Source organism: Streptomyces yangpuensis (assembly GCF_001005295.1).
In the GTDB taxonomy this organism is placed as follows: Bacteria; Actinomycetota; Actinomycetes; order Streptomycetales; family Streptomycetaceae; genus Streptomyces; species Streptomyces yangpuensis.
Genome location: NZ_LBMK01000003.1, coordinates 1138552 through 1162408, shown reverse-complemented (window position 1 = coordinate 1162408; position 23857 = coordinate 1138552). Strand labels below are relative to the sequence as shown.

Below are 23857 nucleotides of genomic sequence, written 5' to 3'. Positions count from 1 at the left end.
CGACCGGTCGGCATAGAAGCCGTCCCAGAAGCCCTTTCCGTCGCCTGTCACCAAGCGGCCGGCCTCGGATTCAGATGTGAAGAGCCCGTCCGATAGCGCGAGAACGTCCTCGACGGTGCGTACGGTCCGGTCCATCCGGCCCCCCTTTCGACCGAGACCGATGATAGGAACGAGGGGCATGAACGGCCAGGTCAGACGGCATATCAGGAGGGCTGGAGTGGGCTGTTACGACCCCCGGAGAAGGCAGAGACGGAACCCCTCCAGACCCCGGCCCCCTGTCCGCCCAAGCACCCCTCAGAGGCCCGAGAGGGGCCATCCTCGGCCGCGTCGGGGAGACTATTTCAGGGAGTTATCCGGCACCATGCGTTCACCGCTCGACGTACAGCAGGGGTTCAGGGGGCAGCCCCGGGCGCCGAACGCGGGGTGCATTCGGGCGGCGGGTTCCGCGCGGTGGGGACGTCCTGGGCGCGTGATCGATGACACAAACGGCCGCGGAGCGGTGGCGCAAAGGGACCTTTACGCGGTCGCGCCGCCCCAAAACTCCCTCTGTGCCGGGTGAAGCGGCTCTGTAGTGTGAACGCTTCTTCGAGATCAACTTGGCCGTTCGACAACACCAGGGGGGCCGGTGCGCAGTCGCCGACTCGTTTTTTCCGCTGCCGTGATCGCGGCAGGCATCGGGTTCGTGCCGGGGGGCATGGCCCAGGCCGCGGGACCGTCCGCCGACGGGACCCACGGCGTCACCTCGTCCAGGGACCTGCTCAAGAGCGCCGCGAACGCGTTCACCTTCAGCAGCCCGGCCGACCGGTCGGTGCAGAAGACCCCGCCGGCCGCGGGAAGCAAGACTGCGGCCGCTGCGCAGGGGGCGGGTGCCGCTGTGGACGGTGACATCAAGATCGGTCTCAGCGGCACGGCCGGCAGCGCCCGGACGATCGCCCTGAAGACCGAGATCACCAGTGACCTGAACGTGCTCTCGGTCGTGATCGACTGGGGCGACGGCACAAACAGCGGCGAGGTCGCCAGCGGCAGCACGACCATCACCACCCACCACACCTACGCCGAGGTGGGCAGCTACACGGTCAAGGTCACCGTCTACGGCCCCGACGGCGCCGCGGGCGTATCGGCGACCAACGAGATGCCGTTCATCACTCCGGGCTCGGAGTTCACCCCGCACAGCCCCACCCGTCTGCTCGACACCCGCGACGGCACGGGCACCGCGCAGGCCGCGCCGGTGCCGGCGTGGGGCGAGACCCGTGTGAAGGTCGCCGGGAACCACGGCATCCCGGCCGACGTCGCCGCCGTGGTCCTCAACGTCACGGTCACCAACACCAGGGCCGCCGGTCACGTCCGCGCGTACGCCGACGGCACCGACCGCCCGACGACGTCGAACGTGAACTACGCGGCCGGCGACTCGGTACCGAACCTGGTGATCGTGCCGGTCGGCAAGAACGGCTACGTGAACCTGTACAACAGCGGCGAGCAGGGCGTCGACCTGATCGCCGACGTGACCGGCTACTTCACCCGGACCTCGGCCAACGGCTACACCCCGACCGACCCCACCCGTTTCGTCGACACCCGCGAGGGCCTCGGCACCTCCCGGGGCCCGGTCTCCGGCCAGAGCCAGTTCGCCGTGCAGATCGCCGGCACCCGTGGCGTCCCGGCCGGCGCGAAGGCCGTGGCGCTCAACGTGACCGTCACCAACCCGCGGGCGGCCGGCCACCTGACCGTCTTCCCCAGCGGCCAGGCCGCGCCGAACACCTCCAACCTGAACTTCACCGGCGGGCAGACCATCGCCAACGCGGTCATCGTCCCTATCGGCGCGGACGGAAAGATCAACGTCCGCAACGGCGGCTGGGACCCGGCCGACGTCATCGTCGACGTCGTCGGCTACTACAGCCCCGAGAGCGTGAGCGCCTACATTCCCATCCGCCCCAAGAGAGACCTCGACACCCGCGACCCCGCGCAGTGGCCCTCCGGGCCCCTGAAGCCCTACCGCTACATCTTCTCGACCTACGGCGAGGAGGACCCGACGGCCACCGCCATGGTGCTCAACACCACCGTCACCAACACCGGCGGCCCCGGACACCTCACGGTCGCCCCCGACCCCAACGCCCTGTGGCAGTACGAGAACAAGACACATACCCCGCCGGTCGCACCGAACTCCTCCACCCTGAACTGGACGGCCGGCAAGACCGTGCCCAACCTGGTCCAGGCGAGCACCGGCAACCACGGCATCGTCGACTTCTTCAACCGCAGCGGCAACAACACCGACCTCATCATCGACATCTTCGGCATCTACGACCGGCACTGAGCAGTCCCAGTACCCCATGCCACGACGATCCGCCGGCCACGGCCGCCGTCGCCGTCGCCGTCAGATCTTGGCGAAGGCCCGCCCGCCGGGGAAAAGGTGGTTGACCTAGCCTGGGCGTGACGCGTGGGCCCTCAACTTGCGTGTCACAGGCGCCGCCCGGGTCTAAGCCACCCGGGCGGCGCGCCCCGAGCGCGGAGAACCGGGGCCGGCCGACCGCTCGATCGGCGGTCCGGGGCCGTGCCAGGGCAGACGGCATTCGTATGCTCCGGGCATGAATCTCTTTCGGTGGCGCAGCCGAGACGAAGCCGGTCGGACAACGAGAACCCCTTTGACCCAGGCCACGGCTCTGTACCAGGCGGGGCGTTTTGCGGAGGCTGAGGCCGAGGCACGCTCCGTGGCGGCGGCCCGGTCGCGGTCGGCCAGCGACACGTACGCGCCGCTGGCCCTGGGTATCGCCGCGCTCGCTGCGGGCGCTCAAGGCCGTCATGCCGATGCCGTCAGCACATACGACGCACTGCTGCCAGTCGCCGGCAGGATCTTCGGCGCCGAACACCCGCAGACCCTCAAACTGCGCTCGGACCGCGCGCAGGCGTTGAGCTCACTCGCCCGGTACGCCGAATGCGAGGCAGAATGCGCGGCCGTCGCCGGGATCGCGGCCCGCGGCACAGGGCCGGACATGCCGCTCATAGCAACGGCCGCCCGCAACGGGCAGATCTACGCCCTCACCGCGCTGGGACGCCACCTGGAGGCCGAGGAGCTGGCACGGGAAGCGCTTTCCGCCCATCGCGCACCGGACCGCTTCAGCCTGGTCCTGCGTCTCGGTCTGGCCCGCAGCCTCAACGGCCAGGACCGCCACGAGGAGGCCCTCGCCGAGGCGGAGCGCGCCGACGGGCTGCGCCGACGTCTGCCTCAGGAGCAGCGCCGCCCGGAGACCGGCGCCGTCGAGCTGGCCACGGCCGCCTCCCTCCTCGGCCTGGGGCGTGGCACCAAGGCCCGCTCCCTCGCCGCAGCCGCCCACGACGCGTGCCTGGCCGCCTTCGGACCGGACCACCGCCGCACCGCCGAGGCCCAGGCCTTGCTTGCTCGCATCGACAGCGCCTGAACAGCCGAGGCTGCGGCCGCGGCCCGATGCGGGAGCAGCTCCACCATGCCCCCGTCCTGTCGCCGAGTCCGCTGGCTAGGCACGGGTGGCTTGCCGGTAGGGGCCGCTGCGGCTTCTTTCAGGTCGCGCAGCAGTTGTTGCTCCGGGCCAAGCCCTGTCTTTCCGGGGGTACGGGGACTGATCACACGTGTCGTCTCTACGGGTCCGGTCACGGCGGTGGTCTCGCTCAGGCGCTCACGGCCGGGACCCGACGAGTGCCGGCCCCCGCCGCCGGCCATGCTCACGAGCGGTGTGGTTGCGCCAGGCCCCGCACAGCTCCTGGAACTCGCGCTGCCGTTCGGCGAGCAGGTCGTGGGGCCGTCGCAGGCGGCAGTCCAGGATGTGCACGCCGTCGGCGAGCGGCTCGAAGCCGATGCGGGACCATGTGTCCGCAAGCTTGGCGGCAGCTTCGCCATGCTGGGCTTCGGTCAGGTCGCGGCCGTCGGCCGAGCCGGGCTCGCAGGCGACCGCTGCACAGTCCTTCGACAGCCGGCGGACGGCCGCGCCCGCCAGGACCGGGCCGAGGCCGAACCCCCGCCACGCCGGTTCCAGGCTGACCCGGTCCATGACCAGCAGGTCCCCGACCGGATGGGCGAGTGCCTCCTCGAAGGCGCTGTCCCACTCCCCGCTGGCGACGTCCAGCACCGTCTCACCGATGCGGCAGACGTCACCGGTGTAGGCGTCCATCGCCTCGAGGGGATGATCGGGGCCGACATGCGTACCCGGACGAAGGACATCGGCCCACGGCGACGTCCTGGACGGCGTCCAGCGTGTCCTGGTCGACGTCCTCGTACGCGGCCATGTCTTCTGCCAGGACGTCCGCGTCGATCCGGGCCTTCACCGTCCAGACCTCGAGCGTTTCTTCGAACTCGTAGGGCATGAGGGGGTGTTCATGGTGATACGAGAGATGGATCAGCGAGGGATCGGCGGGGAGCCGTGCGACCTCGGGAAGCACTGTGGTCGGCCGGTCAGCGCAGTGGCCGCTCCTGGCGTTCGCTGGTCTGCCGGGGGATCCCGGACACATGCCGGGCCAGCGCTCTTTCATGACTCCCTTGCCCGTGAATGGGACGGCCTCCTCTTCCTAGGAGGCCGCAGGACCGGTCCCTGCCTTCCTGAAGTTCCGGAGAAGGCGTGTCCAGCGCGATGAGCGCCGGGCGTCCTGGGACGGGGGTGGCGACATCAACCGGACCACCGGGTGCGGGCACCAGGTGAGATCTCGTACGCAGTCGGCCGGGATTCCCAGAGTCTCGGCGAGGAGCGCGAGGGAGGCCTCGTCGTCGGTGTGCCGGCAGTCGAGCCACACAGTGACGCCCGTGTCCTCCACCTCGGTGAACTGGCTCAGGACGAAGAAGGTCCTGCCCAGGCGGAACGAGACGACGTCCACAGCGCCCAGGTCCTCCCAGCTCTTCTCCACCACCAGCAGGAGCCTGTCCGCGTATGCCTGCATGGGCGGTGGCAGCACACCGATCGGCCGGTGGGAGAGGGCGATAGAGTCCCACATCCCGTACTGCAGCGCGGGATTCGGATTCCCTCCCTGGTATTCGGGCGCGGGCCACCAGCCAGGCTCTGGACCGGGAACCACAACCGGCTCCCATCTCCTCGGCAGCCGGTCCCCCGCCGACTCGCCCCCTGCAGACACACGCCCGCTCATCTCAGATCCCCCTGCCATGCTCTCGGCCCAACATCATCCCAGGTGGTGAGTGTGAAAACCCAGCTCCGCAACGGTGCCCCTGACGGGCCGCCCGTACGTGTCGGGCGGGCGGACCGGGTGCAGGGTACGGGCCGGACACAGCCCAGCCCGACGCCTGGGGCCAGAACGATCATCAGACAAGCAACCTTGGCGGGCGGAACCTGCTCTCCCCTTGCAGCACCCCGGACTTCAACAGCTTCAGGAGGTGCAGTCCGGCCGTGGCTGTCACGAGAAGGAGCACCTGGTGCGTACCGACTGGCGGCGGACCCTCTGGTGGTTCACAGGCGCGACAGCTCTGTTCCCGGCGCTGGTGGCCGCCTTCCGGATGGAGCTGGGCGAGGACCGTGAGGAACCGCTCGCGATCGCTGATGTGGCGAGGGTCTGGCAAGGCTCGGACGGCGGCCGCCTGACGGTCCGGGCGGACGGTACTGCGGACCTCGAACGGGTCACACGGCCGGGACCGGACTGCGGGCAGTCCACCGACGCGCCGGCTCGCTCGTACACCGGGCCGGCGACCTGGGTGTTTGACACCTACCCCGACGAGAGGCCGGGGATCAGGCTCGACTCTCATCGCGCCGACCAGCCACCGCTCCTCGTGCAGTGCCCCCACGTACCGGTCGTCGATCCAGCCGAGGACCACCGCGGCAGGCCGCTCCCCCGCCGCCACGGCGGCCGCGCGCACTGAAGACGGACCGCCGCAGGTCAGTGAGGTGAAGGTCGGCACGGGCACAGGTCGGCGGATGGACGGCGGACGTACCCAGGCCGACCCGCTCTCGGAGCGTGCCGTACTTGGGCCAGCTGTGCTGTGGGCGGGCGGGCTCCACGCTCCCACCCAGCTGAACAGAGCCCGCGTTGTGGCCCTGGACTGCGGTAACGCCTCTCATAACGCCGGGCGGGAACACTTCGCCTGCCGCGTGGCGGGTCAGTACAGCTTGTTCACGGCGGTCCGCAGGGTGTTCTTCCATTCGCTGACCGGCGGGTCCCCCCAGTAGCTCTGCCACATGTTCAAGGTGACGGTGTCTCCGTCGCGGCCGACGCCCCACAGGTAGTTGAAGTGCGGGCGGTCGGACGCCTCGGCGTCGAAGGTGTACATCCCGTGCAACGTCGCCCCTTCCTCCACGTCGAGTACGCCGTGGTCGTAACCGGTGGCGGTGACCCCCGGTTCCTGCGGGCGGTTCGCGCACTCGGCGTAGCTCTTGCGGGTCTCTTCCGCGAAGGTGATGGCTTCCGCTTCGGTGGCGAAGACCACCACCTTCTGCTCGGCGTAGGCGGTCTCCGCGGTGCTGAAGTCCCGGTGCCAGACGTTTACCTCGGGCCGGCCTTCCGGCCAGTTCGCCAGACACTCGTGCGACATGCCCCAGCCCCGCGCGACCGGTGCGGCGCGCCACGACTCGGTCTTGGGCAGGTCGGAGATGTACAGGGTCCCCGGCCGAGGCCGCCACTGGTCGGCGCTCGCCGCCGGCCCAGATGCCACCGCTACCGCCACCACCGCGGCCCCCATTGCGATACCGGTCCCGCGCATTCGCCCTCGTACCCCCATGACGTGTTCCTTCCCCCGAAGCCGATCGCTTACCGACCCATTGCCGGGCAGCGCCTGCACTGGATTCCAGAGTGGGGTGACAGCGTCTCCTGAGCCGGGGCCTTCGGTAGCGGTGACCTAAAAGACCGTTCCCACTGGCCGAAAGTGACGAGCTGGTTCAGAGAGGAGGTCACCGCTCCGGCGAGCAGGGGCTCCAGTCGCACACTGACCTGTGGCTCACTTCCCTTACCGGAGCGGACCCGACGGGCCTGCAGCGGCGTGTGGCCTGCGTCCTCGGCCAAGCCCGACCACGTGCTGACGGGCCTGGGAAAACGAGGCCGCAGGAGCCGTCGAGGACACCTCCTGCCGGTCCGGGGGGACGTACGCCCGCGTCCTCGCCGCCGGGCAGGTCACCTCGGCCTCCCCTCTGCGCTGAGCCGGCAGGTGACCGGAGCGCTGAAGCCCCACCCGGCTCTGACGCACGGCTCACATCAGGGCCGGGGAGCACTTCGGCGTGTTCCCGGCTCTCGCGCGTGCCGCAGGGGATCAGAAGCGGTGGACGGGGGCGGTGCCGTCCGTCCAGTGCCAGTTCACCGGCGCGTGCTGCCGCTTCAGCGTGTTGCGCCCGGGGCCGTAGTCCTTCAGGGCGGCCCGTACCGTGTCCTCCAGTTCGCAGAGGTCCTCCGGCACCGGCACCCGGAGCAGCAAGTGCTGCTTCTGGTGCACGAGGAGCAGCTCGCCGGCGGGGGTGCAGCCCATCAGGAGGAAGTGGGTGAGCGCCTTGAACGGGGCGTCTGCGGTGCGGATCCGGGAGCGCAGTTGCCCCTCGGCGTCCCAGGCGTACAGGCCGTAGCGGTTGAGGTGGAAGGCCCGGGCTCGGTACGGATCGCCGACGACTGTCCAGTAGAACCCGGTGAACGGACTGTCCTCGTACCGGTGCATTCCCTGCAGCTTCCCGCGTTCCGTGCCCTGCCCGTCGAGCAGGAGGAACGAGAACACCTGTCCGCGGCTGCCCGACCGGTAGGTCTTCCCGAAGACGGGGACGACGAACAGGTCGTCGCCCATCGCCGCGGGGCGGCCCATCCGGCAGCCCGTGTAGTCGTAGCGGGTCCGGTCGTCCGTGGACACCATCTCGGTGAGTGAAGGGGACGGCCGGTTCGTGCCGGCGACGGGCGCGCCGTCGTACTGGACGTGGGGGTACCGGTCGGCCTCCGTCTGCCGGTCGGCTCGCGCGTCGTGCGTCGCGATGGCCCGCAGGGTGGCCTTCGATCCGGGGCTGAGCGTGCTGCCCGGCTCGGAGAGCGCGACAAGGTTGGGTACCTTCCCGGCCCAGTTGCTCACCCCGTACTCGGCCACCGCGCACAGCAGTCGGCCGGACGGCGTGACGTCGATCGACATGGCGTACGGATCGCCCGTCCGCTGCTTCTCCTCCTGCCACCCCCAGGGCGACTGCCAGGACTCCACGAGCCGGCTCAGATCGGCGGAGAACAGGTGGGTGTTCCCCGGCTTGGAACTGACCGCCACCGTCCCGTCCGGGAGGACGGCCAGGTTGAATTCCGATCCCTGGGCGAGTCCGGTCGGGACGTTGCCCCGCGTGGCCCCGCCGTACAGGGCCGTGGCGGTGGGTGTCCCGTCCGGGGCGTACCGGGTGATCACGTGGTACGTGAAGTCCATCTGGAACGGGTCGGAGGACGCGTCGCCCCGCGCCCGGTAGCGAACCGCCCCGGACAGCGCGTACGTCGCTCCGGCCGCGTCGGCGGCGACGTCGTACGTCGTGAACGCCCACCCCTCGGAGTGTTTGGCGGTCAGGTCGACGAGGTGCTCACCCACGACGGCGGCGGGCAGGGTCAAAGGAAGAAGCGCAGTCATGATCACTATCCTCCTCAGGGCCACTGACAGCGGTGCGGAGGGGTGCGACGCTGCCGTCCGGCTGCTCACGGGGAGATGAGTGCGTGCGCGCGTCCACGGCGTCGGGCGGATCCGTGTCGGGCAGGTACCGCCCCGCATGTACCCGTAGACGACGACCTGGCTGGCGTCGGGGTGGTCGAGTTCGGTGACGCTGCCCTCGCCGCCCGGATCCCAGGTGCTGCTCGGGAGGTAGTCGTCCCAGCCATCGCCCTGCGGCCAGAAGCCCTACATCACGCCCGGGGAGGTGTCGAGCACGGCGGTGCCGTCGGTGTTCGCGGCGCGGTACTCCGCGGTCTGGCAGGGGAGGTGAGGGAGTGCTCCTCGGTCGCGGCCGTGGCGACATGTGTGATCAACTGCTGCACGGCGTACGGCTTCCGGCGTCGCCTCCGGCGGGAAGCGGCGAGGCAAACGTCGCCCGTCCCTCGACGTCTGCCCCGAATCGAGAAGCCCGCATGAGCACGTCCCAGGTCCTCTGGCTCTTCGCACTGGTCTTCACCATGACCGGAGCCGTCATCGGCGCGGCGGCGTACGCCAAGGTGCACCGGATACGCCGTCTGGTCCGCCGCGGGGCGCGGGCCCAAGGCGTGGTGATCCGCCTCGCCGCGACGCAGATGGAAGGGCCTGGCGAGGGTGCCACCCGCACCTTCCGAAGCTCCGGCACGACCGTGTACTACCCGGTCGTCGCCTGGACGACCGCAGACGGCCGGGCGATGGAAACCAGCACGGACATCGCCCGCTCCCGCGAGAAGACCCTGGCCGTCGGCACCCGGGTCGAGGTCCGCTACGACCCCGCGAAGCCCACCCGCTGGACGCTCCCGGCCGAAAGCGGCATCCTGTGGTGGCTCTTCGTCGGGATCGGCGCCCTCTTCGTCGTGATCGGATCGGGTTTCCTCATCGGAGCACTGAGCGTGCCCGGACTCTGAACCCCGGGTCAAAGCCCGCACAGAAGAACGCCCGTGACGGCTTCAGGAAGGCCAGCGTGCACCCATGCGCGCGGAGGAAAAGCAGCAGGCCGAGAACGGCCGCGAGGCCGCGGGGCTCTACGCCCGCTGGGAGCACCTCGACGACAAGGAGCGCGAGCGTGCTGCAGCTCGCCGAGGGCGGCAAGAATTCGCCCGCCTTCTCCGAGCAGCTGATGATGAACCTCAGCTACCGGGGCCGCGACCAGCAGGAGGCCGTGCTGCTGCTCGCCGGGAGCCTGGAGACGGCGGCCGCGACGGCCAGCTCTCCGCCGCCGACGCCCGCCTCTACAAGGCCCTCTCCGGCTCCCTTGCCACCGCCACCGGACCCGACTCCTCGATAGGTTCCCCCGGCGGTGTCATCTCGGCCTGGACCGACAAGCTCATCACCACGGCCCGCGACGGCAACGGCCTGCCCACGCGCCACCCCGGCTCCATCGGGGGCGGCGCCGCGACCCTGAAGGACCTCACGGACCTGATGGCCGCCGACGCTGGCGACAAGGCGTACGACTCGAACGACAAGAACGCGTCCCCGTACGACAAGGACAAGGGCGACCCGGTCTACAGCGAGGCGTTCCTGCACGAGGTCGGCGACACCATCCGCGAGTGGGAGACGGACAACGACGACGCCTACGACGGCGTCATGAAGAACTGGCAGGGCACGCCGGAGGACCCGGTGAAGGGTCTGATGAACGCCATGAGCCGCAACCCCTCCGCCTCCACGCACTACTTCGACCCGAACACCACGGACAACCTCAAGTACTTCCTGGAGGACCGAAAGCGGCCGGGCGGCGAGGTCGAGTTCAAGATGCCCGAGGAGACGCAGCGCACATCGGCCCGCACCGAGTTCGGCGCCGCCCTGGAGGCCGCGGCCACCGGCCGTGAGCCGGGCAGTCCGCTGCACGGCGTCCCCGCCCACCACGACGGCGCGCAGGCCGCGATCTTCGAGCGGATCGCCAAGGAGTACACCGGCGAGCAGACCTACGGTACCCAGAGCTCCCTGCCCCTGGCCATGCGCACGAGCATGGGCAACATGATCGGGGACTACGCCTCGGACGTGCACCAGATCCTCGGCAAGAACATGGACGGGCCCACCGACTTCAACAACCTCACGATCGAGCGGGGCGACCTCACCCGTCTCATGCGCGGCGTCGCCGAGGACCCCAAGGCGTTCGGTGTCATGCACCACTCGCAGAGCGTGGTGAGCGCCGAGGGACTGAACGGCTTCCCGCCGGACTCCTACCGCAAGGAGGATCCCGAGATGCGCCTGGGTCAAGCAGTCGGCGTCGGTTCTCGGCCACCTCGACGGCGTGCGCCGCGACGTCATCTACGACCTCGGCCAGGCGGAGAAGGACACCAACGCCTGGAACCAGAGGATGAACCACCACGCCATCGGCGCACCCCTGACGGCGATCCCCGTCGTCGGCGACGCGCTCCAGCGCACGGTCGACTCCGGCACGGCCGGGTACATGAACGAGCTCAGCGCCAAGGTCGACGAGGAAACTCGTAAGAACATGGTCAACCACTTCGAGAACGGCGAGAACCAGATGAACGCCATGATGCGGAAGATGGCGACCGAGAAGGGCCTCACGAAGGAGGAGCTGGACGCGAGCCCGGGCGATTACGAGGACGGTCTCCAGACGACCGCCGAGAACTGGTACCAGCAGGGCATCAAGGACGCCCAGAAGAAGATGGGACAGCCGTAGACATGGACAGGAAGTGGCTGCCGCTGACCGTCGTGCTCGGCGCCGCCGGGGTGGCCGTCGTGACGGCGAGCTTCTGGCCTGAAGACGAGAAGCCGCCGCTACCGCAGACGCTGTGTCATGGGGCGCTCAGCCGGCAGACGGCGGAGCTGATCGACGACGGCAAGGGGGGCGAGGTCAGCACGCAGGAGTGGGAAAACAAGGGCAAGAGCACCGATCACGCGGTGTTCAAGGGGTGCCAGGTGCTGCGCGCCAACGCGAACAGCGACTACCCCCGAGGGGTCTACACCCTGATCATCGAAGACAACCGGAACGACCCCCACTACCAGCCCAGGAACTCCGTCCCCCTCAGCCCCGGCTTCACCGGCTGGGCGCTTCCCGACAAGGCCGAGGCCAACCTGCCCGCCGGCTGTGCCGCACGCATGGGCTCGACGGCGCCGAACATCACGGTGACGCTCATGGCGCCCTCGAAAAAGGGGGAAGAGGAGGAGAAGGACCTCGTCGACCCGGACGCCCCCGAGATCCGCAACAATGCGGCCGTGGTGCGGGAAGCCGCCACCACGCTCGCCAAGAAGTACGGCTGCGCCGGCTGACCGCCGCCTGACAGTGATCTTGGTCGACACGGTTCTAGGCCGTGTATCGAGAGTGGCTGGTAGCGACTGGTGGGGCATGTTCGAGATTCCTGTGGCTGCTCGTATCGCGGACCTGCGATGGTGTCCGTCATGGATTCCGAGCCGCGCACTGATCTCGCTCGTCACTATGACTCAGGGGGCTGGTTGGCTCGGTTCGCGGGCCGGATGCTTGTGGTCTGCCCTCGATGCGCGGGCCGTGCTCTCGTGATCCCCCGCCCTGGCCTTTCTGATCCCAGATACGCTCGGCTGCCGGCGTGGATGAAGGTGTCCGACAATCGCGCGGAGGTGCTGGCCGGCCTGGAGACACTGCGGGCGCTGGCCGAACGGATGGCACCTGCCGACCGCTCCAATGCCGCGCACGGGCGCGGTGACCGTCCCCGAGCGCACAGGAGTATGTACTTCCGGGGCGGCCCTTACGAGTCTTGAAGGTCCTGGTCACAGCCATGCGTTGATGGTTGCGATCAGGACGGTCGCTCGTAGCGGACCGCGAGCTTGTCATGCCTGGTGGCGACGGTTCTGATTGCAGTGATCAACGAGTGGTTGTGACTACCTGGTTCCGACTGGGCGCGATGCCGGTGGAGAGCAGTTCTCGCAGAAGTTCCACAGTGAGGTCAGGCTGCCCCACGAATGGGGAGTGGCCTGTCTGCCATTCGCGCACGTCGGTGCAGCGCGAGGCCATGGTCCGCTGGAGCCCGGGGTCGATGGCGCGGTCCTGTGCGCAGATGACGTAGGTGGAGGGAGTCTTCTTCCAGCTGTGGTGCTGGGGGACTCCTCGTCCGCATCCCGGGGCTTGCGCACGCAGCAGGCCGACCGCCTGCGCGACGAGGGGTTCGGGGCAGTCGCCGTAGAGGGTGTCGATGGCCAGGCCGGGGTGCAGGGTGGTCGAGCCGTCCGGCTCGGCGACGATGGCGTCCTTGAGTTGTTGGGACGCACCGCCCAGACCGGCCGCGCTCTCGCCGGCATCGAGCACGAACGCTGCCAGGTAGACCAGGTGTGCTGCTCCGCGGACCCCTGTGATCACCGACCCTCCGTAGGAGTGGCCGAGGACGACCGGGGGTTCGGGCAACGCGTCGATGACGGCCTGGACGGCGGCGGTGTCAGCAGCCAAAGAGCCGCGGTGGAGCTCGGGTACAGCAACGTCGGTTCCGTCGGTCCGCAACCGTGCCGCCAACACCGCAAAGTGCTCGGGACGGTGATACAGGCCGTGAACAAGCACCACAGCAGCCAACTCGTCCGTCTCCTCAGATCGACACCAGACCGGTGAGCCTAGTCCCGAACCACGGCCCCCCTCACCTTGATCTACCTTCGATACACGGCCTAAGGGTGTTGCAGAAGGTCCGTCACGGGCAGGCTTGGGTGACGTCTGGCCTGCTGGTTCACCGTGTCATGGCGAGGTTGTGCATGGCAGCGACGGCCTGGACGGCGTTGTGAAGGCCGTCTCCGCTCTGGCGGCAGTCGCGGAGGATCTTCCAGCTCTTCATGCGGGCGAAGGTGTGCTCGACGCGGGCTCGGACTCGTCGGTGTTCGGCGTTGTCCTCTTGGCCGCGCAGGAGGGGGTGGCCGGCTCTTCTGCGGCGGGACGATCAGGCCGGTGCCGAGGTAGGCGCCGTCCGCGATCACCGTCGTCCCCGCGGCCACGGCGGGCAGCTCCGACTCCCTCCAGACGGGGGGCGTCGGCCTTGTTTCCCGGTGCAGGCCGGGCGGATGCGATGACCAGGCGACTGAGCGTCGATGATGACCTGCACGTTCGCCGAGAACCGGTAGTTGCGGGAGAGGCGCCGGCGGTGCGGTCGCGGACCGGGATCAGCGTGCCGTCCACGATCCACAACCGGTCCGCGTCGGCGACAGAGACCCGGCCGCCGCCCGGTCCGGCGCAATGCCGGGCAGTCCGCGGGCGGCAGGTCTGCATGACGTGGATGCGCGAGCATCGGGGCCACTGCCGAGGCCGGCCCGGTCAACGAGCTGGAGAGGGTGCGATGTCGGACACCGAAGGCGTGGGCGTCTTCCTCGGAATAGACGTCGGCAAGACCGCCCACCACAGCCACGGGCTCACCCCGGTCGGGAAGAAGGTCTTCGACAAGCCGATGCCCAACAGCGAGCCGAAACTGCGGGCCGTCTTCGACAACCGCTATCCCTCTCCGCGCAGGCGTCGAGCGGTGTCGATGTCCGCCGGCAGCGCACTGAAGCGGGGGTAGGGCTCCCGCGTGGGGTCCAGGACGCAGACGTGCACCTTGTCCCCGGCGAGAGGCGGGGCGATGGTCCCATCCCACCACGACGGGTGTTTCACCCGGTCGATGAACCCGTAGACGCCTTCGTGTCCGTCCACTTCGACCCGTGCTCCGACAGGAGCGACCCCGACGACCGTCACGTCGAGTTCTTCGTTGTCGTGAAATCTCAACTCGGACCTCCGAAAATATCGATCCACGTACGTCGCTGAGTCAGGTCGTTGAACCGGTCGCGCTTCTCCACAGGTATTTCGAACTCCAGTCTCACGGATCCGTTCGGTTCGAGCAGACCGACCGCCCTCCGTCCCCGCTCCTCGGCCTGGAGTGGCCGTGGGAACGGCGCGCCGGCACAGGAGAAGGCCCGCCGTTCACCGTCGGGAGCATGACTCACCCGTCACCGGTCACCGACCGCGGATTCCGCGTGGACGACTTCTCCCCCGACGGGCCGTCATCACCGCCAACGACACCGACAGCACGGTCACACTCGTGCACTGCAAGTACTCGTCCGAGCCTCCACCCGGCGCCCGCGTCGGCGATCTGTACGAGGTCTGCGGCCAAGCAGCCTGCGGCGCGAAATAGCGCGAGTACGGAATCGACGCACTGCTGCGAACGCTCGACCGCCGCGCAGGCAAGTACGCCACCAGCCATCCCGGCAAGACGCCGTACCTGATCGGCAGCATCCAAGAGCTGTACCGCATCCGCGCACGCGCACCCCACCTGCGCCCGCACATCAATACCGTCATCGCCCAACCCGGACTGTCAGCAGCAACGCCGGCTCGGCGAACTCGGCGTGAAGAAGGCCTCGCGGACCTGCAAGGCGGCAGCGAAGACGGCTACGGCCACCGGGCCGCGCGCGGGCGGGGAGGCCTTCCAGGAGGGACTTGAGGTCCTCCAGCAGCAGTACATCGCGCGGGAAGGCAGGGTGCCGGGGCGAGCCGTCGTCGAACGGCTGCCCGACGGGACGGAGCACCGCACGGGCATCCGGGTCGGGAACCAGAAGGCCCGCCGTGGCCGGCTCGACCAGGCGCAGCTCGGCGCGCTCGCCGAACTGGGCGTCGACTGGGCGGGTAGGTGCCGGATCGGCGCCCGTCCTGTCGTCGGGCGCCGTCGCGGTGGCCGACGAGGGCGGTGCCGGTGGCTTCCTGGCAGGAGGCCTCGCTGGCATGCGGGTGGCGAGCAGGGGCCACTGGCGTGAGCGCGATCACGAGGCCTTTTCCCGCTTTGGTAGGACTTCCCTGACCATCGTCACCATCTGGGAGGGCGCGGCCGGCTGCACCTTCAGCTGGTTCAGGACGCCGGGCCGGTTGCCGAGGTCGAGGTCGAGGTCACGGGGAACGTCGGGTCCTCGGTCAAGGGGCTCCAGGCGCGCATCGCATCCGTACTCGCAGGCGCGGGGGCGGGGGCGGGGGGCGGGGGCGGAGTGGGTGCCGGAAAGCGCCACGGTCGCGCCTTGGGGGATCAGGCGGTCCGAGGGGCCACTCGCTCCACGGGGTGCGGACCTGTCTCCCACTGCGGCAGCCAGTCGGTGGCGAGCGCACCGGCGAGGGCTCCGCGGAACCACTCGCCGAAGCCGAGCCCAGTATCGTGCCAATCGCCCCATCCCCTGCGGAACGCCGAGACGGTCCAGGCACCGTCCGCCTGCGGGACCAACAGAAGCCGATCGCCCTCGATCGTGTGCCCCCAGAGCAGTGCCCCTCCCGGCGAGGGCAGAACGGGGCAGGGCACGGCAGGGGAGCCCGCCAGCCGACGGCTCCATTCCTCCCCGTACGCACGCAGGTTCCGGGCGCCGCAGAAGTACAGGTAGTCGGAGATCATGACGTCGCCGTACGCGGCCGCTGCGGCCACGTAGTCCGCCGGCAGGGCAACTCCCCAGTCACCGGCGACCGTCTCGATCGCGGTGGCGCATTCATCCGGTGGCCCGACCTGAGGCCCCAGCAGCATGGCCAGGCTCCAGTCGGCTCGCGCCGTGAGGGCCTCCTCCCTTCCCGGGGCCGGTGCGGGCATCAACGGGGCACTGTTCAGGTCGGCGTCGCCCTCGAAGGACCACCAGAGTTCGCCGTCGCCGGTCAGGTAGGGTACGCAGCCGTCGACCATGCCGCCGTGGTCCAGAACGTCGGCCACCTCCGCCAGATAGGCGGCCAGAGACGGCCAGCCCTCTCCGAAGTGGCCGGTGCCGTCGTGGCACGCGGTACCCAGCCGCCCCTGCTCCGGGCCCTCGCGCATGTCGATCACCTGCGCGTCCCCGTCGCCATGGGCCCAGGGGATCCACCGAACATGCCACCAGGGCTCGCCCGACGGCCCGGAAGACCTGCGGAGGTCGTCGTCGTTCCCCGCGATCTCTTCGCGCATCCGCCAGTGGTCCACGATCAGCGCAACCGGTTGGGGCGTCTCGCCCGGAAAGAGGTTGCCCCACTCCAACAGGCCGTCGTGGCAGCACAAAGAGTCGACCAGATCGACCGGGAAGCGCAAGCCCATCTCCGCCTGCGCCGCCTCGATCCGGTCGGGATCCGCAGGAGGCGCAAGAAGCTCGTACGAGGCGGGGGCGTACAGGCGCAGCCAGGCATCTATACGGTCCCACGACGAACGGACCGACGGTACAGGGGAACTCATGGCGCCGAGCATGCCCCACGCCCCCGACTACGGCCTTGTCGGGGGTGCCCGGCCGTAGCTGGATCCCGGACGAGGACCGGATTCCCGGCAGATGGTCCAACCCGCCCGGCATCACGGTGCTGGACGCCAACCACCTCCAGCTGTACGCCTGCCCGGCGAGCGGAGGCCACCCGCACACCGTCCTGGTCCAGTGAGGGGATGCGGAAGGCCCGGGCGCACTTCAGCTCCGCGGGCGTCCCTGGCAGCGCGTGCGAGGATGACCGGGAGTTCCGCCCAGTTCACTTTCGCAGAGGCCACACATGAGCAGCAGGTTCCTCCCCTTCCGGCGCAAACGCGGGACCAAGGTCACTTACGAGGTGACCGGCACCGGCTCCTTCGAGGTGGCCTATGCCGTCGGAAACCCTCTCAAAGGAGAGGAGAAGCAGATCAAGACTTGCGTCGCACCGTGGAAGCAGGACGTCGTCATGTCGGGCATCGACGCGATGCCCATGCTCACCATCATCACGTCCAACCCCGAGCATCCCGACGGCTGGCTCCAGTGCACTATCTCCATCGATGGAGAACTCGCAGTGGAAGGGGCGGTGTCCTCGCGGTCAGCCAGCGCGACCTTCACAGCTCTGCCCGGAGCGACGGGCTGACGGCTGCGGCAGCAAGGCCGATGGCTGGGAGGGAGCAGCCTCGCTCACCGGGCTGCTGTATGGGGCGGCCGGCAGCGGCCACTGCCGGGAGCCGGCCAACAGAGCAGCTTCCCGCTCCGGCAGGACCTCCCGCGCCATCGCCGCTGGCCGGGAGTGCGCGGTCGGCTGCACCTGTAGCTGCTTCAACGCCCGGGGCCGGATAGTGAAATCGAGGCCACGGGAAACCGTCAGGACCTCCTCAACCGACCCGACGCCCGCTTCGCATCCGCACTCGCAGGCGCAGGCGTTGGGTCGCAGACGCGGGGTCGCAGGCGATGGAACGGAGCGGGTGTCGCACGCAAAACGTCACCGATGTGCTTGAGGTGATCAGGCAGAAAGGACCCGGCTTTCCCGGCAGCCGCCGCGCCGGCTTCCCAGGCCCCGGGCCCCCGGGTCCCGGGCGTCTACCGGGCGCGCCGCGCCGTCTTGGCCGGGCCGGCCGCTGCCGGTGGGCGGGCACGGCCGGCTCTGCGGGCGCCGGCCGGCCGGAAGCGGCCCTTGCGGGGTGGTGGAGCGGAGCGGGCTGCCGTCGGGGTACCCGGGGCCGGAAAGGGGGCCGGCTCACGCGGGCAGCCGCGGCCCGGCCTCACGCTGCCCTGGAGCTTCGGCTCGTCGAAGCCCACGCCAACCGGTGCATTCTGTGGAATCTGTGGTGTCAAGTTCGCGTGCATCACGGCGGCTCACGCCACCGTGCTCTGCTCAGCGGGGGAACATGGCGGCGTAGGGATCCGGTTCGTTGGTGAAGGGATCTCGTCCGGCCTTCCATCGGATCTGCTGCTCGCGCCAGTGAACGAATCCTGGAGAGGTCTTGCCCCAGAGCGAGGTATCACTCAGGGGACACGTGGCGAGGTCAGCGGTGAAGATCCGCAGGATGAACCGGGCCATGCCGCAGTCGAAAAGGGTCCAGCGCTCGGGGGTGTGTCGGCCGCACACCAGGACCGGCCAGTTGTCCGGGTCGGGGTCAGTGGTGAGCCAGCACAGGAGATCGGGGCCGGAGGTCTGGCCCCAGGGGAGGATGTGAGCCGGGTCGATGTCGGGGCGCCACTGCGCGGGAGTGTGCTCCCATGTCGAGCGGGCGCCCGAGATCTCGTCCTCGATGGCACCGTGATCCCATCGGATGCCGTCCTCGTGCAGAGGGAGGAGGACACTCAGCAGGTCATCGATGTCCCCACCGCCATAGAGCGACATGAACGCCTTGTAGTCGCTGGGTAGCCGGCAGCCCAGTCGTTCTTCGACCGAGGGCCAGTCCAGGGCCTCGTCAACGCCGAAGGTCGGGGCCATGACCTGGGCCAGTGCTGCGATATCCGGATGCCCGGTCATGGGCCTCTCCTTCGTTCCAGTTGGTCGGCTCAACCTAGCGGCTTGGGCGGACAGCACGGCCGGCGGTGCGTCCCGGGCCGGCGCATCGGTCTCGACGATCGGCAGTGCCACGGCGCCGGGAGGCAGGCTGTACCGGCTGTCCCACCGACACGCCCTCGGCCGAACGGCTGCCGGGAGCGGACTGGTTGGCCACCGGGGGCCTTGCGGGCGGACGACGTCGGCGCACGGTGCCGCGACTGTCCGGCATCAACGTGCAGTGCGGGCAGAGGCCGGGGGGAGGAGTAGCTGGAGGCTGTCGACCGGGGTGGTGCCGGCGGCGTGTGACGGCAGCCGGGCCTGCCCGCGGTGGACAGTGCCACAGGGGCGGGAGCAGCCCGTCCGAAGGGCGGCTCACAGCAGTCGCCATCGCACCCGTGTTCGCGTGCGGCCGGTGCGCCGGAGCCTCGGCCCGGCTGGGGCTCCGGCTGGCGCTGGGGGTGTCACACCGTGCGTGGCAACCCGCCCAGAACAGCAGCCAACTGCGCACGCACATCCGTCCCCGCCCGGAACAGACCGTGTAGATGTCCTTCAACACCCGACCGGCGGGTGAGGCCGCCGACGACTGGTCGGCGGCCGGATGGCTTCAGGGCCTCGCCCCCGCTTCCTGCCCGCCTGCTGCGCAGCCGTCACTCCCGGCAGCCGTCACTCCCGGCAGCCGTACACCGCGGCCACCTCCGCCAGCCCCTCCAGGCCGCCGTCCGCGCCACTTCCCCCGCCCACGCGGGCGAGCAGGAGCACCCGGGCCGGCACGCCTGCAGCCGCGTATGCGGCGAGCCGGTGATGACCGTCCAGGATCGCGCCGACCAGCCACCGCTCCTCGTGCAGCGCCTCCACGTACCGGTCGTCGATCCAGCCGAGGACCACCGCGGCAGGCCGCTCCCCCGCCGCTACAGCGGCCGCGTGCCGGGCGACGGCCGCAGGGTCGAGCGCTTCCGGCGGCTGCGAGGGCAGGAAGGCACCGTATGTGAACGGCACCCGGCCTCCCGGAACTGGCGCGGTGAGCTGGAAGTGCGCGACGCCGGGCCAGTAGTCCTCGGGACGGTCGTACTCGAGTCTGTCGTACTCGGGTCGGTCGCCGTCGTCGCCGTCCGCCTCCGCCCGGGCTGCCGTACGGCGGTACCACCACGACCGGGTCGGCTCGGCCACCTGCTCCAGGGGGAGGTCGAGGAGGAGGGCGCGGTAATGACCGGTCTCCAACTCGCCGAGTACGGGGCTCCATTCGGCGAGCAGCGCAGTGTCGAGCCGATCCAGGTCGGCCAGCCGCCCGCGCATGCGGGCCGCGATCCGGGCCGCCTCGCCGTCCGGCCAGTCCAGCAAGGTCAGGCCCAGCTCGCACGTGTCGCACACCGAGCCGACCCGGTACAGCGGTTTCCGGTCGAACGTCAGGGACCGGTCCCAGCGGGGCCAGGAGGAGCCGGGCGACGGCGGGTCGAAGGCGACCCGGATCCGGCCCGTGCCCTCGTCGACAGAGAACCGGGCCCGCGCGCCGGACTCGACGGCGAGGTCCCGCACCACTGCGGGCGCGCGCTCGGTGCGGCCGTCGGCCCAGGCGGCGCGCACGGCCGCCGCGTACGCCGCGCCGCTTGCACATTCCGGCAAAAGCGGGTCGCGGCCGGTGAGCTGTACGAGTGCGTGGTGGACGTCGTACACGCGCTCCTCGCTGCTTTCGGCCAGCCACCGAAGCAGGTGCGGAACTGCGGCGGGATCGTCCATCAGCTCCAGGGCGACGGCGAACGCGGTGTGGTCGAGTCCGGTCACTTCGGACAGCCGCCCGGCGATCGGCGCCGTCCACGCGCGGGCACCGAGGCGGCCCAGCGCGAGCGCGGCACGGCCGCGGGGGGCGGCGGGGTCCTCCAGGAGGGCTCCGAGGCGCGGCGCGAAGGACGGGTCGCCGGAGAGCCCCATGGCGTCGACGAGTTCAGGGGCGGGCGAGCCGCCGGTGCCGGCATGGCCCCCACTGGATGCGGGGGCGTTCTGTGCATAGGTGCGCAGGAGTCCGGCGGGCAGTCGCAGCCCGCGCGCCACAGCGGTCCTCAGCAGGTCCTGGCGGTCGTCGGCGGCAAGCCCGGGCATGGCCAACAACCGCAGCAGCACCGCGTCGCCCGGCTCGCCGAGGGTCCGCAGGAGCCAGGTGAGGTAGGGGCGAAAGGCCGTACTGTCCGCGTCCGATCGGTACAGGTCCTCGACCACCCCGGCGAGAAGGCCGGGCCGGTCGGTGCTCGGCGAGTGCAGCGCGTACAGCGCGGTCCACGGGTCGTCGGCGCACAGAGCGGCGCGCAGACGTACCCGGACGGTGTCGTGATCCCCCATGCGGCAAGTATCGGCCACGAACGGGGGCAGCGGGCGCCGCGGGCGAAGAGCGGCGCCTGGGCGCGCGCTCGATGCAGGACATGCCGCGGTGACCGCGGCAACGGCCTGGTCGACGCCGGCCTGCTGCAGGCCGACGGGCTGCCGAGCCATCAGCGGCCAGTCCGCGCCCTGCACCACCACGGCCAGGACGTCGTCGCGAGGTGGCCGCGCAGTTGGTCGGCCGACCGGCCCGGCGCCATCGCCTCGGCGTCCTCGCCGAGTTCCTCCTCCCTCCCGGCGAGGCTTCTCTGGGCGGCATGGCGCACCGGCGGCGGCGCCGCCCTCCGGCGAGGGGTACGGTTCCGGTGTCAGGTGCACTCTCGACGGACGACGGCCAGCATGGCGTCGACTTCGCTGTCCAACTGCCCAGCCTCTCGCAGTACTCCGCCAGCACAGCGGCGCCGGTACAGCGCCGCCACTGACGGACGCCGAACTGCGCTGCCTGGCCGTCGCCCAGGTCCTGCTCGGCTTTCCCTCAGCCCGGCACTGGATCCGCTTCGCCCACGCACGCCTGGGCCACCTCTTCCGCTACCTGCCCGAGCAGTCCGCCTACAACAAGCGCCTGAACGCCGTAGGTCCCCTGATCAGCCGCGTGATCGAAGCGCTGGCCCGGCAGGTGCCCACCTGGAACGACGGCCTGCGGCTGATCGACTCCACGCCGCTGCCCTCGCGACCTCCCGCGAGATCGTCAAACGCTCCGACCTGGCAGGGCACTGCGGCTACGGCAACTGCCGCAGCAACTCCCGCTTCTTCTGGGGCTTTCGCCTCCACCTGGTCACCACCGCCGAGGGCATGCCCGTCACCTGGTGCCTGGCCAAACCCAAGATCCGCGAGCGGGAGGTGATGGCCGCGCGGACGAGCCGGGCAGACACGGAAACATCGCCCGCGTCCGCCAGTGGATCGAAGCCGTCATCGACACCCTCAAAGGCCGGCTCAGCCTCGCACAGCACGGCGGCAGAACCCCAGCCGGAGTCTTCGCCCGCACCGGACAACGACTCCTCGCCCTCGCCGCCGGTATCTGGCACAACTGGACCACCGGCGCCGCAGCCAAATGCTCCCTGATCGCCTATGACCACTGAAGACATCGGGCTCATTCAGCTAGCGTGCGACGTTGGGCCCAGCAGCCCAGCCGACCACCACACCCCGGGAGACTCCGCCGTGCCCATCCTTGGTCCCCGCACCCTCCTCGCCACGATCGCGCTGGCAACCACGCTGACGCTGACCGCCTGCGACCCCGCAGCCGAAGCCCCTTCCGCTCCTTCCGCTCCTTCCGCCGCCTCCGCCACTGTCTCCGCGCCCGCCTCCTCCCCCTCGCACGCCAATTCGGGCAAGCACACGCTGGCCGAGGCCGCCACCGCCGGCGGGCTCACCAAGGCCACTGGTGCCGGCGCGGTCTCCGACGTCCCGGTTGACCCGGGCGAGATGCGTGACGGCATGCACCTGGTGGTCGCTGACTACAACCGTGCCGGGCAGACCTCCGGCCGCCGCATCCTTTTCGTCGGTGTCGACAGCGTTCCCGAGGACCCGAACAAGCGGCGCGAGCACCTTTGGCGCGGCCTGATCGACTACGCGCTGCAGAACGGCTCCACCGGCACCCCCACCACCGCGAAGCCATACCAGCCCGGCCCATTCGGCGGATCCCTCGAGTGCCTCAGCCTGCCGGAGTCCGCCAGCACCACCGACGTCATCTGCGGCTGGTCCGACACCACCACCGCTGCCGTCGCGCTCTTCCCCCGCACGACCCCGGCCGACGCCGCCCGCCTCTTCGCCGCCATGCGCGCCGACCTCGAACACTGACCGCCCCGTCTACCGGGCTTCGAGCTGGCTCGCCATCTCCTGCCGGGCAGTCGACGTCCTGGCGTACCCGATGCGGACCGGGCGCTCGGTGCGGGGCGCGGATACGACGGCGAGTGCCGGGCCCTGACTCCACGCGGTCCCGTCTTCGTGAACCAGCAGGGTGGTTCGTTGCTGGTCAGTCCCGGCGGGCACCCTGGACGATCTGGTCGATGACGGCTGCGGCCCGCTCCGGGTCTTCCTTCAGCCACCTGCCGAGGTGGTCCTGGACGGCTTGTCCGACACAGTCGCGCACTTCGGAGTTGCCGAGCACGCCGTGCGTGGCACCCTCGAAGTCGGGACGGTCCAGTTTCACCGACACGACCGCCGTCAGGCCCGCTCCGATCCGATCGGCGCCGATGTCGGGGTCCGTGGGTCTCAGCAGCCCCTGTTCCCGCGCGTACGCGGTGACCGCGTGCTCCAGCTCCGGCCGGATCGGCTCCTCGTTGAACTTCCCGTACGGAGCCGCCTGCTCGTCGGTCAAGAACTCCGGAGGCATTCGTGGAGCAGCACCGCGCCCGTTGTCGCGGTTCCCGGAGAACTGATCCCCGGGAGTCTTCGAGAAGTTGAGGGGGCGGAACGCGCGCAGCGGGTTCCGCCCCCTCGGGTCAGGCGATGGCCCGCACCGCCAGAAACAGCCAGGCCAATGCGACGCAGGCCAGTGCCATAGCCTCGCCGGGCTGCCTGAATGCCGCACAGACCGAATCACGTGCGCGCAGCCAGGAGAACTTCAGCTGATCGGTGAGGCTCATGGGCGAGCCGATGAGTTCGGCACACATATAGAGCCCGAGCGGGCTCAGGATGGTTGCGGCCAGCATCAACGGGGTGACCTGAGGCGATATCACACCCACGATCAGGAACACGGCAGCTGCGACAGCCCATATCCTGCAACGGGTCTGCTGAGGGAGGGCGAAGCGGTCGCGTTCCTCTGTCATGACTGCAGT

General features: G+C 70.0%; 21 protein-coding genes and 3 pseudogenes. 13 read left to right on the top strand and 11 right to left on the bottom strand.

Annotated elements, in window-relative coordinates; all coding sequences use genetic code 11:
• The first annotated feature begins 658 nt into the window (after window positions 1-658).
• On the top strand, window positions 659-2308 hold the full coding sequence (locus AAT21_RS20470; protein ID WP_046778218.1) for a PKD domain-containing protein: 1650 nt from the start codon (window positions 659-661) through the stop codon (window positions 2306-2308).
• Between the two features lie 328 nt (window positions 2309-2636).
• Complete coding sequence (locus AAT21_RS20465) at window positions 2637-3410, top strand: tetratricopeptide repeat protein (protein WP_327152749.1); 774 nt, start codon at window positions 2637-2639, stop codon at window positions 3408-3410.
• A 234-nt stretch (window positions 3411-3644) separates the two neighbouring features.
• Here AAT21_RS20465 and AAT21_RS39210 read toward each other — a convergent pair whose 3' ends face one another.
• Together AAT21_RS39210 and AAT21_RS34590 are read right to left on the bottom strand one after the other, a co-directional pair.
• Window positions 3645-4136, bottom strand: coding sequence for a hypothetical protein (locus AAT21_RS39210; RefSeq protein ID WP_235438968.1), 492 nt, complete (start codon window positions 4134-4136; stop codon window positions 3645-3647).
• A gap of 394 nt (window positions 4137-4530) precedes the next feature.
• Window positions 4531-4896 carry a hypothetical protein gene (locus AAT21_RS34590; protein ID WP_157879748.1) on the bottom strand — a complete coding sequence of 122 codons (366 nt, stop codon included), beginning with the start codon at window positions 4894-4896 and terminating at the stop codon, window positions 4531-4533.
• 487 nt (window positions 4897-5383) lie between these two features.
• Here AAT21_RS34590 and AAT21_RS20445 point away from each other — a divergent pair, with 487 nt between their 5' ends.
• Window positions 5384-5824 carry a hypothetical protein gene (locus AAT21_RS20445; protein WP_157879747.1) on the top strand — a complete coding sequence of 147 codons (441 nt, stop codon included), beginning with the start codon at window positions 5384-5386 and terminating at the stop codon, window positions 5822-5824.
• 237 nt (window positions 5825-6061) lie between these two features.
• Here the strand turns inward: AAT21_RS20445 and AAT21_RS34585 are convergent, their stop codons facing one another.
• Both AAT21_RS34585 and AAT21_RS20435 read right to left on the bottom strand, forming a co-directional pair.
• Window positions 6062-6613, bottom strand: coding sequence for a hypothetical protein (locus tag AAT21_RS34585; RefSeq protein WP_157879746.1), 552 nt, complete (start codon window positions 6611-6613; stop codon window positions 6062-6064).
• Window positions 6614-7204: 591 nt separating this feature from the next.
• Window positions 7205-8527 (bottom strand): hypothetical protein, encoded by a 1323-nt coding sequence (locus tag AAT21_RS20435; RefSeq protein ID WP_046778214.1) that lies wholly within the window; start codon window positions 8525-8527, stop codon window positions 7205-7207.
• Window positions 8528-9018: 491 nt separating this feature from the next.
• On the opposite strand from AAT21_RS20435, the gene AAT21_RS20430 reads away from it, so the two are divergent.
• The 5 genes from AAT21_RS20430 (at window position 9019) to AAT21_RS39205 (ending at window position 12286) form a co-directional block, all read left to right on the top strand.
• Window positions 9019-9489 carry a DUF3592 domain-containing protein gene (locus AAT21_RS20430; protein ID WP_046778213.1) on the top strand — a complete coding sequence of 157 codons (471 nt, stop codon included), beginning with the start codon at window positions 9019-9021 and terminating at the stop codon, window positions 9487-9489.
• Between the two features lie 64 nt (window positions 9490-9553).
• On the top strand, window positions 9554-11035 hold the full coding sequence (locus tag AAT21_RS20425; protein ID WP_052757896.1) for a DUF6571 family protein: 1482 nt from the start codon (window positions 9554-9556) through the stop codon (window positions 11033-11035).
• Window positions 10995-11231 carry a hypothetical protein gene (locus AAT21_RS38395; protein WP_200904426.1) on the top strand — a complete coding sequence of 79 codons (237 nt, stop codon included), beginning with the start codon at window positions 10995-10997 and terminating at the stop codon, window positions 11229-11231. The genes AAT21_RS20425 and AAT21_RS38395 overlap by 41 nt, the downstream gene beginning before the upstream one ends.
• Window positions 11232-11233: 2 nt before the next feature.
• On the top strand, window positions 11234-11821 hold the full coding sequence (locus tag AAT21_RS20420; protein WP_046778212.1) for a hypothetical protein: 588 nt from the start codon (window positions 11234-11236) through the stop codon (window positions 11819-11821).
• Window positions 11822-11950: 129 nt separating this feature from the next.
• Window positions 11951-12286: a hypothetical protein gene (locus tag AAT21_RS39205; RefSeq protein ID WP_079025859.1), complete on the top strand. Its 336-nt coding sequence runs from the start codon at window positions 11951-11953 to the stop codon at window positions 12284-12286.
• Window positions 12287-12389: 103 nt separating this feature from the next.
• Here the strand turns inward: AAT21_RS39205 and AAT21_RS20415 are convergent, their stop codons facing one another.
• Together AAT21_RS20415 and AAT21_RS20410 are read right to left on the bottom strand one after the other, a co-directional pair.
• Window positions 12390-13088: an alpha/beta fold hydrolase gene (locus AAT21_RS20415; protein ID WP_046778211.1), complete on the bottom strand. Its 699-nt coding sequence runs from the start codon at window positions 13086-13088 to the stop codon at window positions 12390-12392.
• Between the two features lie 148 nt (window positions 13089-13236).
• Window positions 13237-13697, bottom strand: a pseudogene (locus tag AAT21_RS20410) (transposase); the annotation flags it as partial.
• Between the two features lie 139 nt (window positions 13698-13836).
• Here AAT21_RS20410 and AAT21_RS20405 point away from each other — a divergent pair.
• Window positions 13837-13983: pseudogene (locus tag AAT21_RS20405) on the top strand (IS110 family transposase); the annotation flags it as partial.
• Window positions 13984-15543: 1560 nt separating this feature from the next.
• On the opposite strand, the gene AAT21_RS39200 reads toward AAT21_RS20405, so the two are convergent.
• Window positions 15544-16695 (bottom strand): SMI1/KNR4 family protein, encoded by a 1152-nt coding sequence (locus AAT21_RS39200; protein WP_235438966.1) that lies wholly within the window; start codon window positions 16693-16695, stop codon window positions 15544-15546.
• 44 nt (window positions 16696-16739) lie between these two features.
• On the opposite strand from AAT21_RS39200, the gene AAT21_RS37670 reads away from it, so the two are divergent.
• Complete coding sequence (locus AAT21_RS37670; RefSeq protein WP_157879745.1) at window positions 16740-16889, top strand: hypothetical protein; 150 nt, start codon at window positions 16740-16742, stop codon at window positions 16887-16889.
• Window positions 16890-16994: 105 nt separating this feature from the next.
• Window positions 16995-17333 carry a hypothetical protein gene (locus AAT21_RS20390; RefSeq protein WP_046778208.1) on the top strand — a complete coding sequence of 113 codons (339 nt, stop codon included), beginning with the start codon at window positions 16995-16997 and terminating at the stop codon, window positions 17331-17333.
• Between the two features lie 738 nt (window positions 17334-18071).
• Here AAT21_RS20390 and AAT21_RS20380 read toward each other — a convergent pair.
• Both AAT21_RS20380 and AAT21_RS20375 read right to left on the bottom strand, forming a co-directional pair.
• Window positions 18072-18692 carry an SMI1/KNR4 family protein gene (locus AAT21_RS20380; protein ID WP_052757894.1) on the bottom strand — a complete coding sequence of 207 codons (621 nt, stop codon included), beginning with the start codon at window positions 18690-18692 and terminating at the stop codon, window positions 18072-18074.
• A 681-nt stretch (window positions 18693-19373) separates the two neighbouring features.
• Window positions 19374-21041, bottom strand: a complete 1668-nt coding sequence (locus tag AAT21_RS20375; protein WP_046778206.1) for a HEAT repeat domain-containing protein — start codon at window positions 21039-21041, stop codon at window positions 19374-19376.
• A 442-nt stretch (window positions 21042-21483) separates the two neighbouring features.
• Between AAT21_RS20375 and AAT21_RS39195 the strand changes: the two are divergent.
• Together AAT21_RS39195 and AAT21_RS20365 are read left to right on the top strand one after the other, a co-directional pair.
• Window positions 21484-22159: pseudogene (locus AAT21_RS39195) on the top strand (transposase family protein); the annotation flags it as partial.
• 79 nt (window positions 22160-22238) lie between these two features.
• Window positions 22239-22877 carry a hypothetical protein gene (locus AAT21_RS20365; protein WP_107081324.1) on the top strand — a complete coding sequence of 213 codons (639 nt, stop codon included), beginning with the start codon at window positions 22239-22241 and terminating at the stop codon, window positions 22875-22877.
• A 175-nt stretch (window positions 22878-23052) separates the two neighbouring features.
• Here the strand turns inward: AAT21_RS20365 and AAT21_RS20355 are convergent, their stop codons facing one another.
• On the bottom strand, window positions 23053-23397 hold the full coding sequence (locus AAT21_RS20355) for a hypothetical protein (protein ID WP_235438954.1): 345 nt from the start codon (window positions 23395-23397) through the stop codon (window positions 23053-23055).
• 124 nt (window positions 23398-23521) lie between these two features.
• Window positions 23522-23848: a hypothetical protein gene (locus AAT21_RS20350; RefSeq protein WP_046778202.1), complete on the bottom strand. Its 327-nt coding sequence runs from the start codon at window positions 23846-23848 to the stop codon at window positions 23522-23524.
• Window positions 23849-23857: the final 9 nt, after the last annotated feature.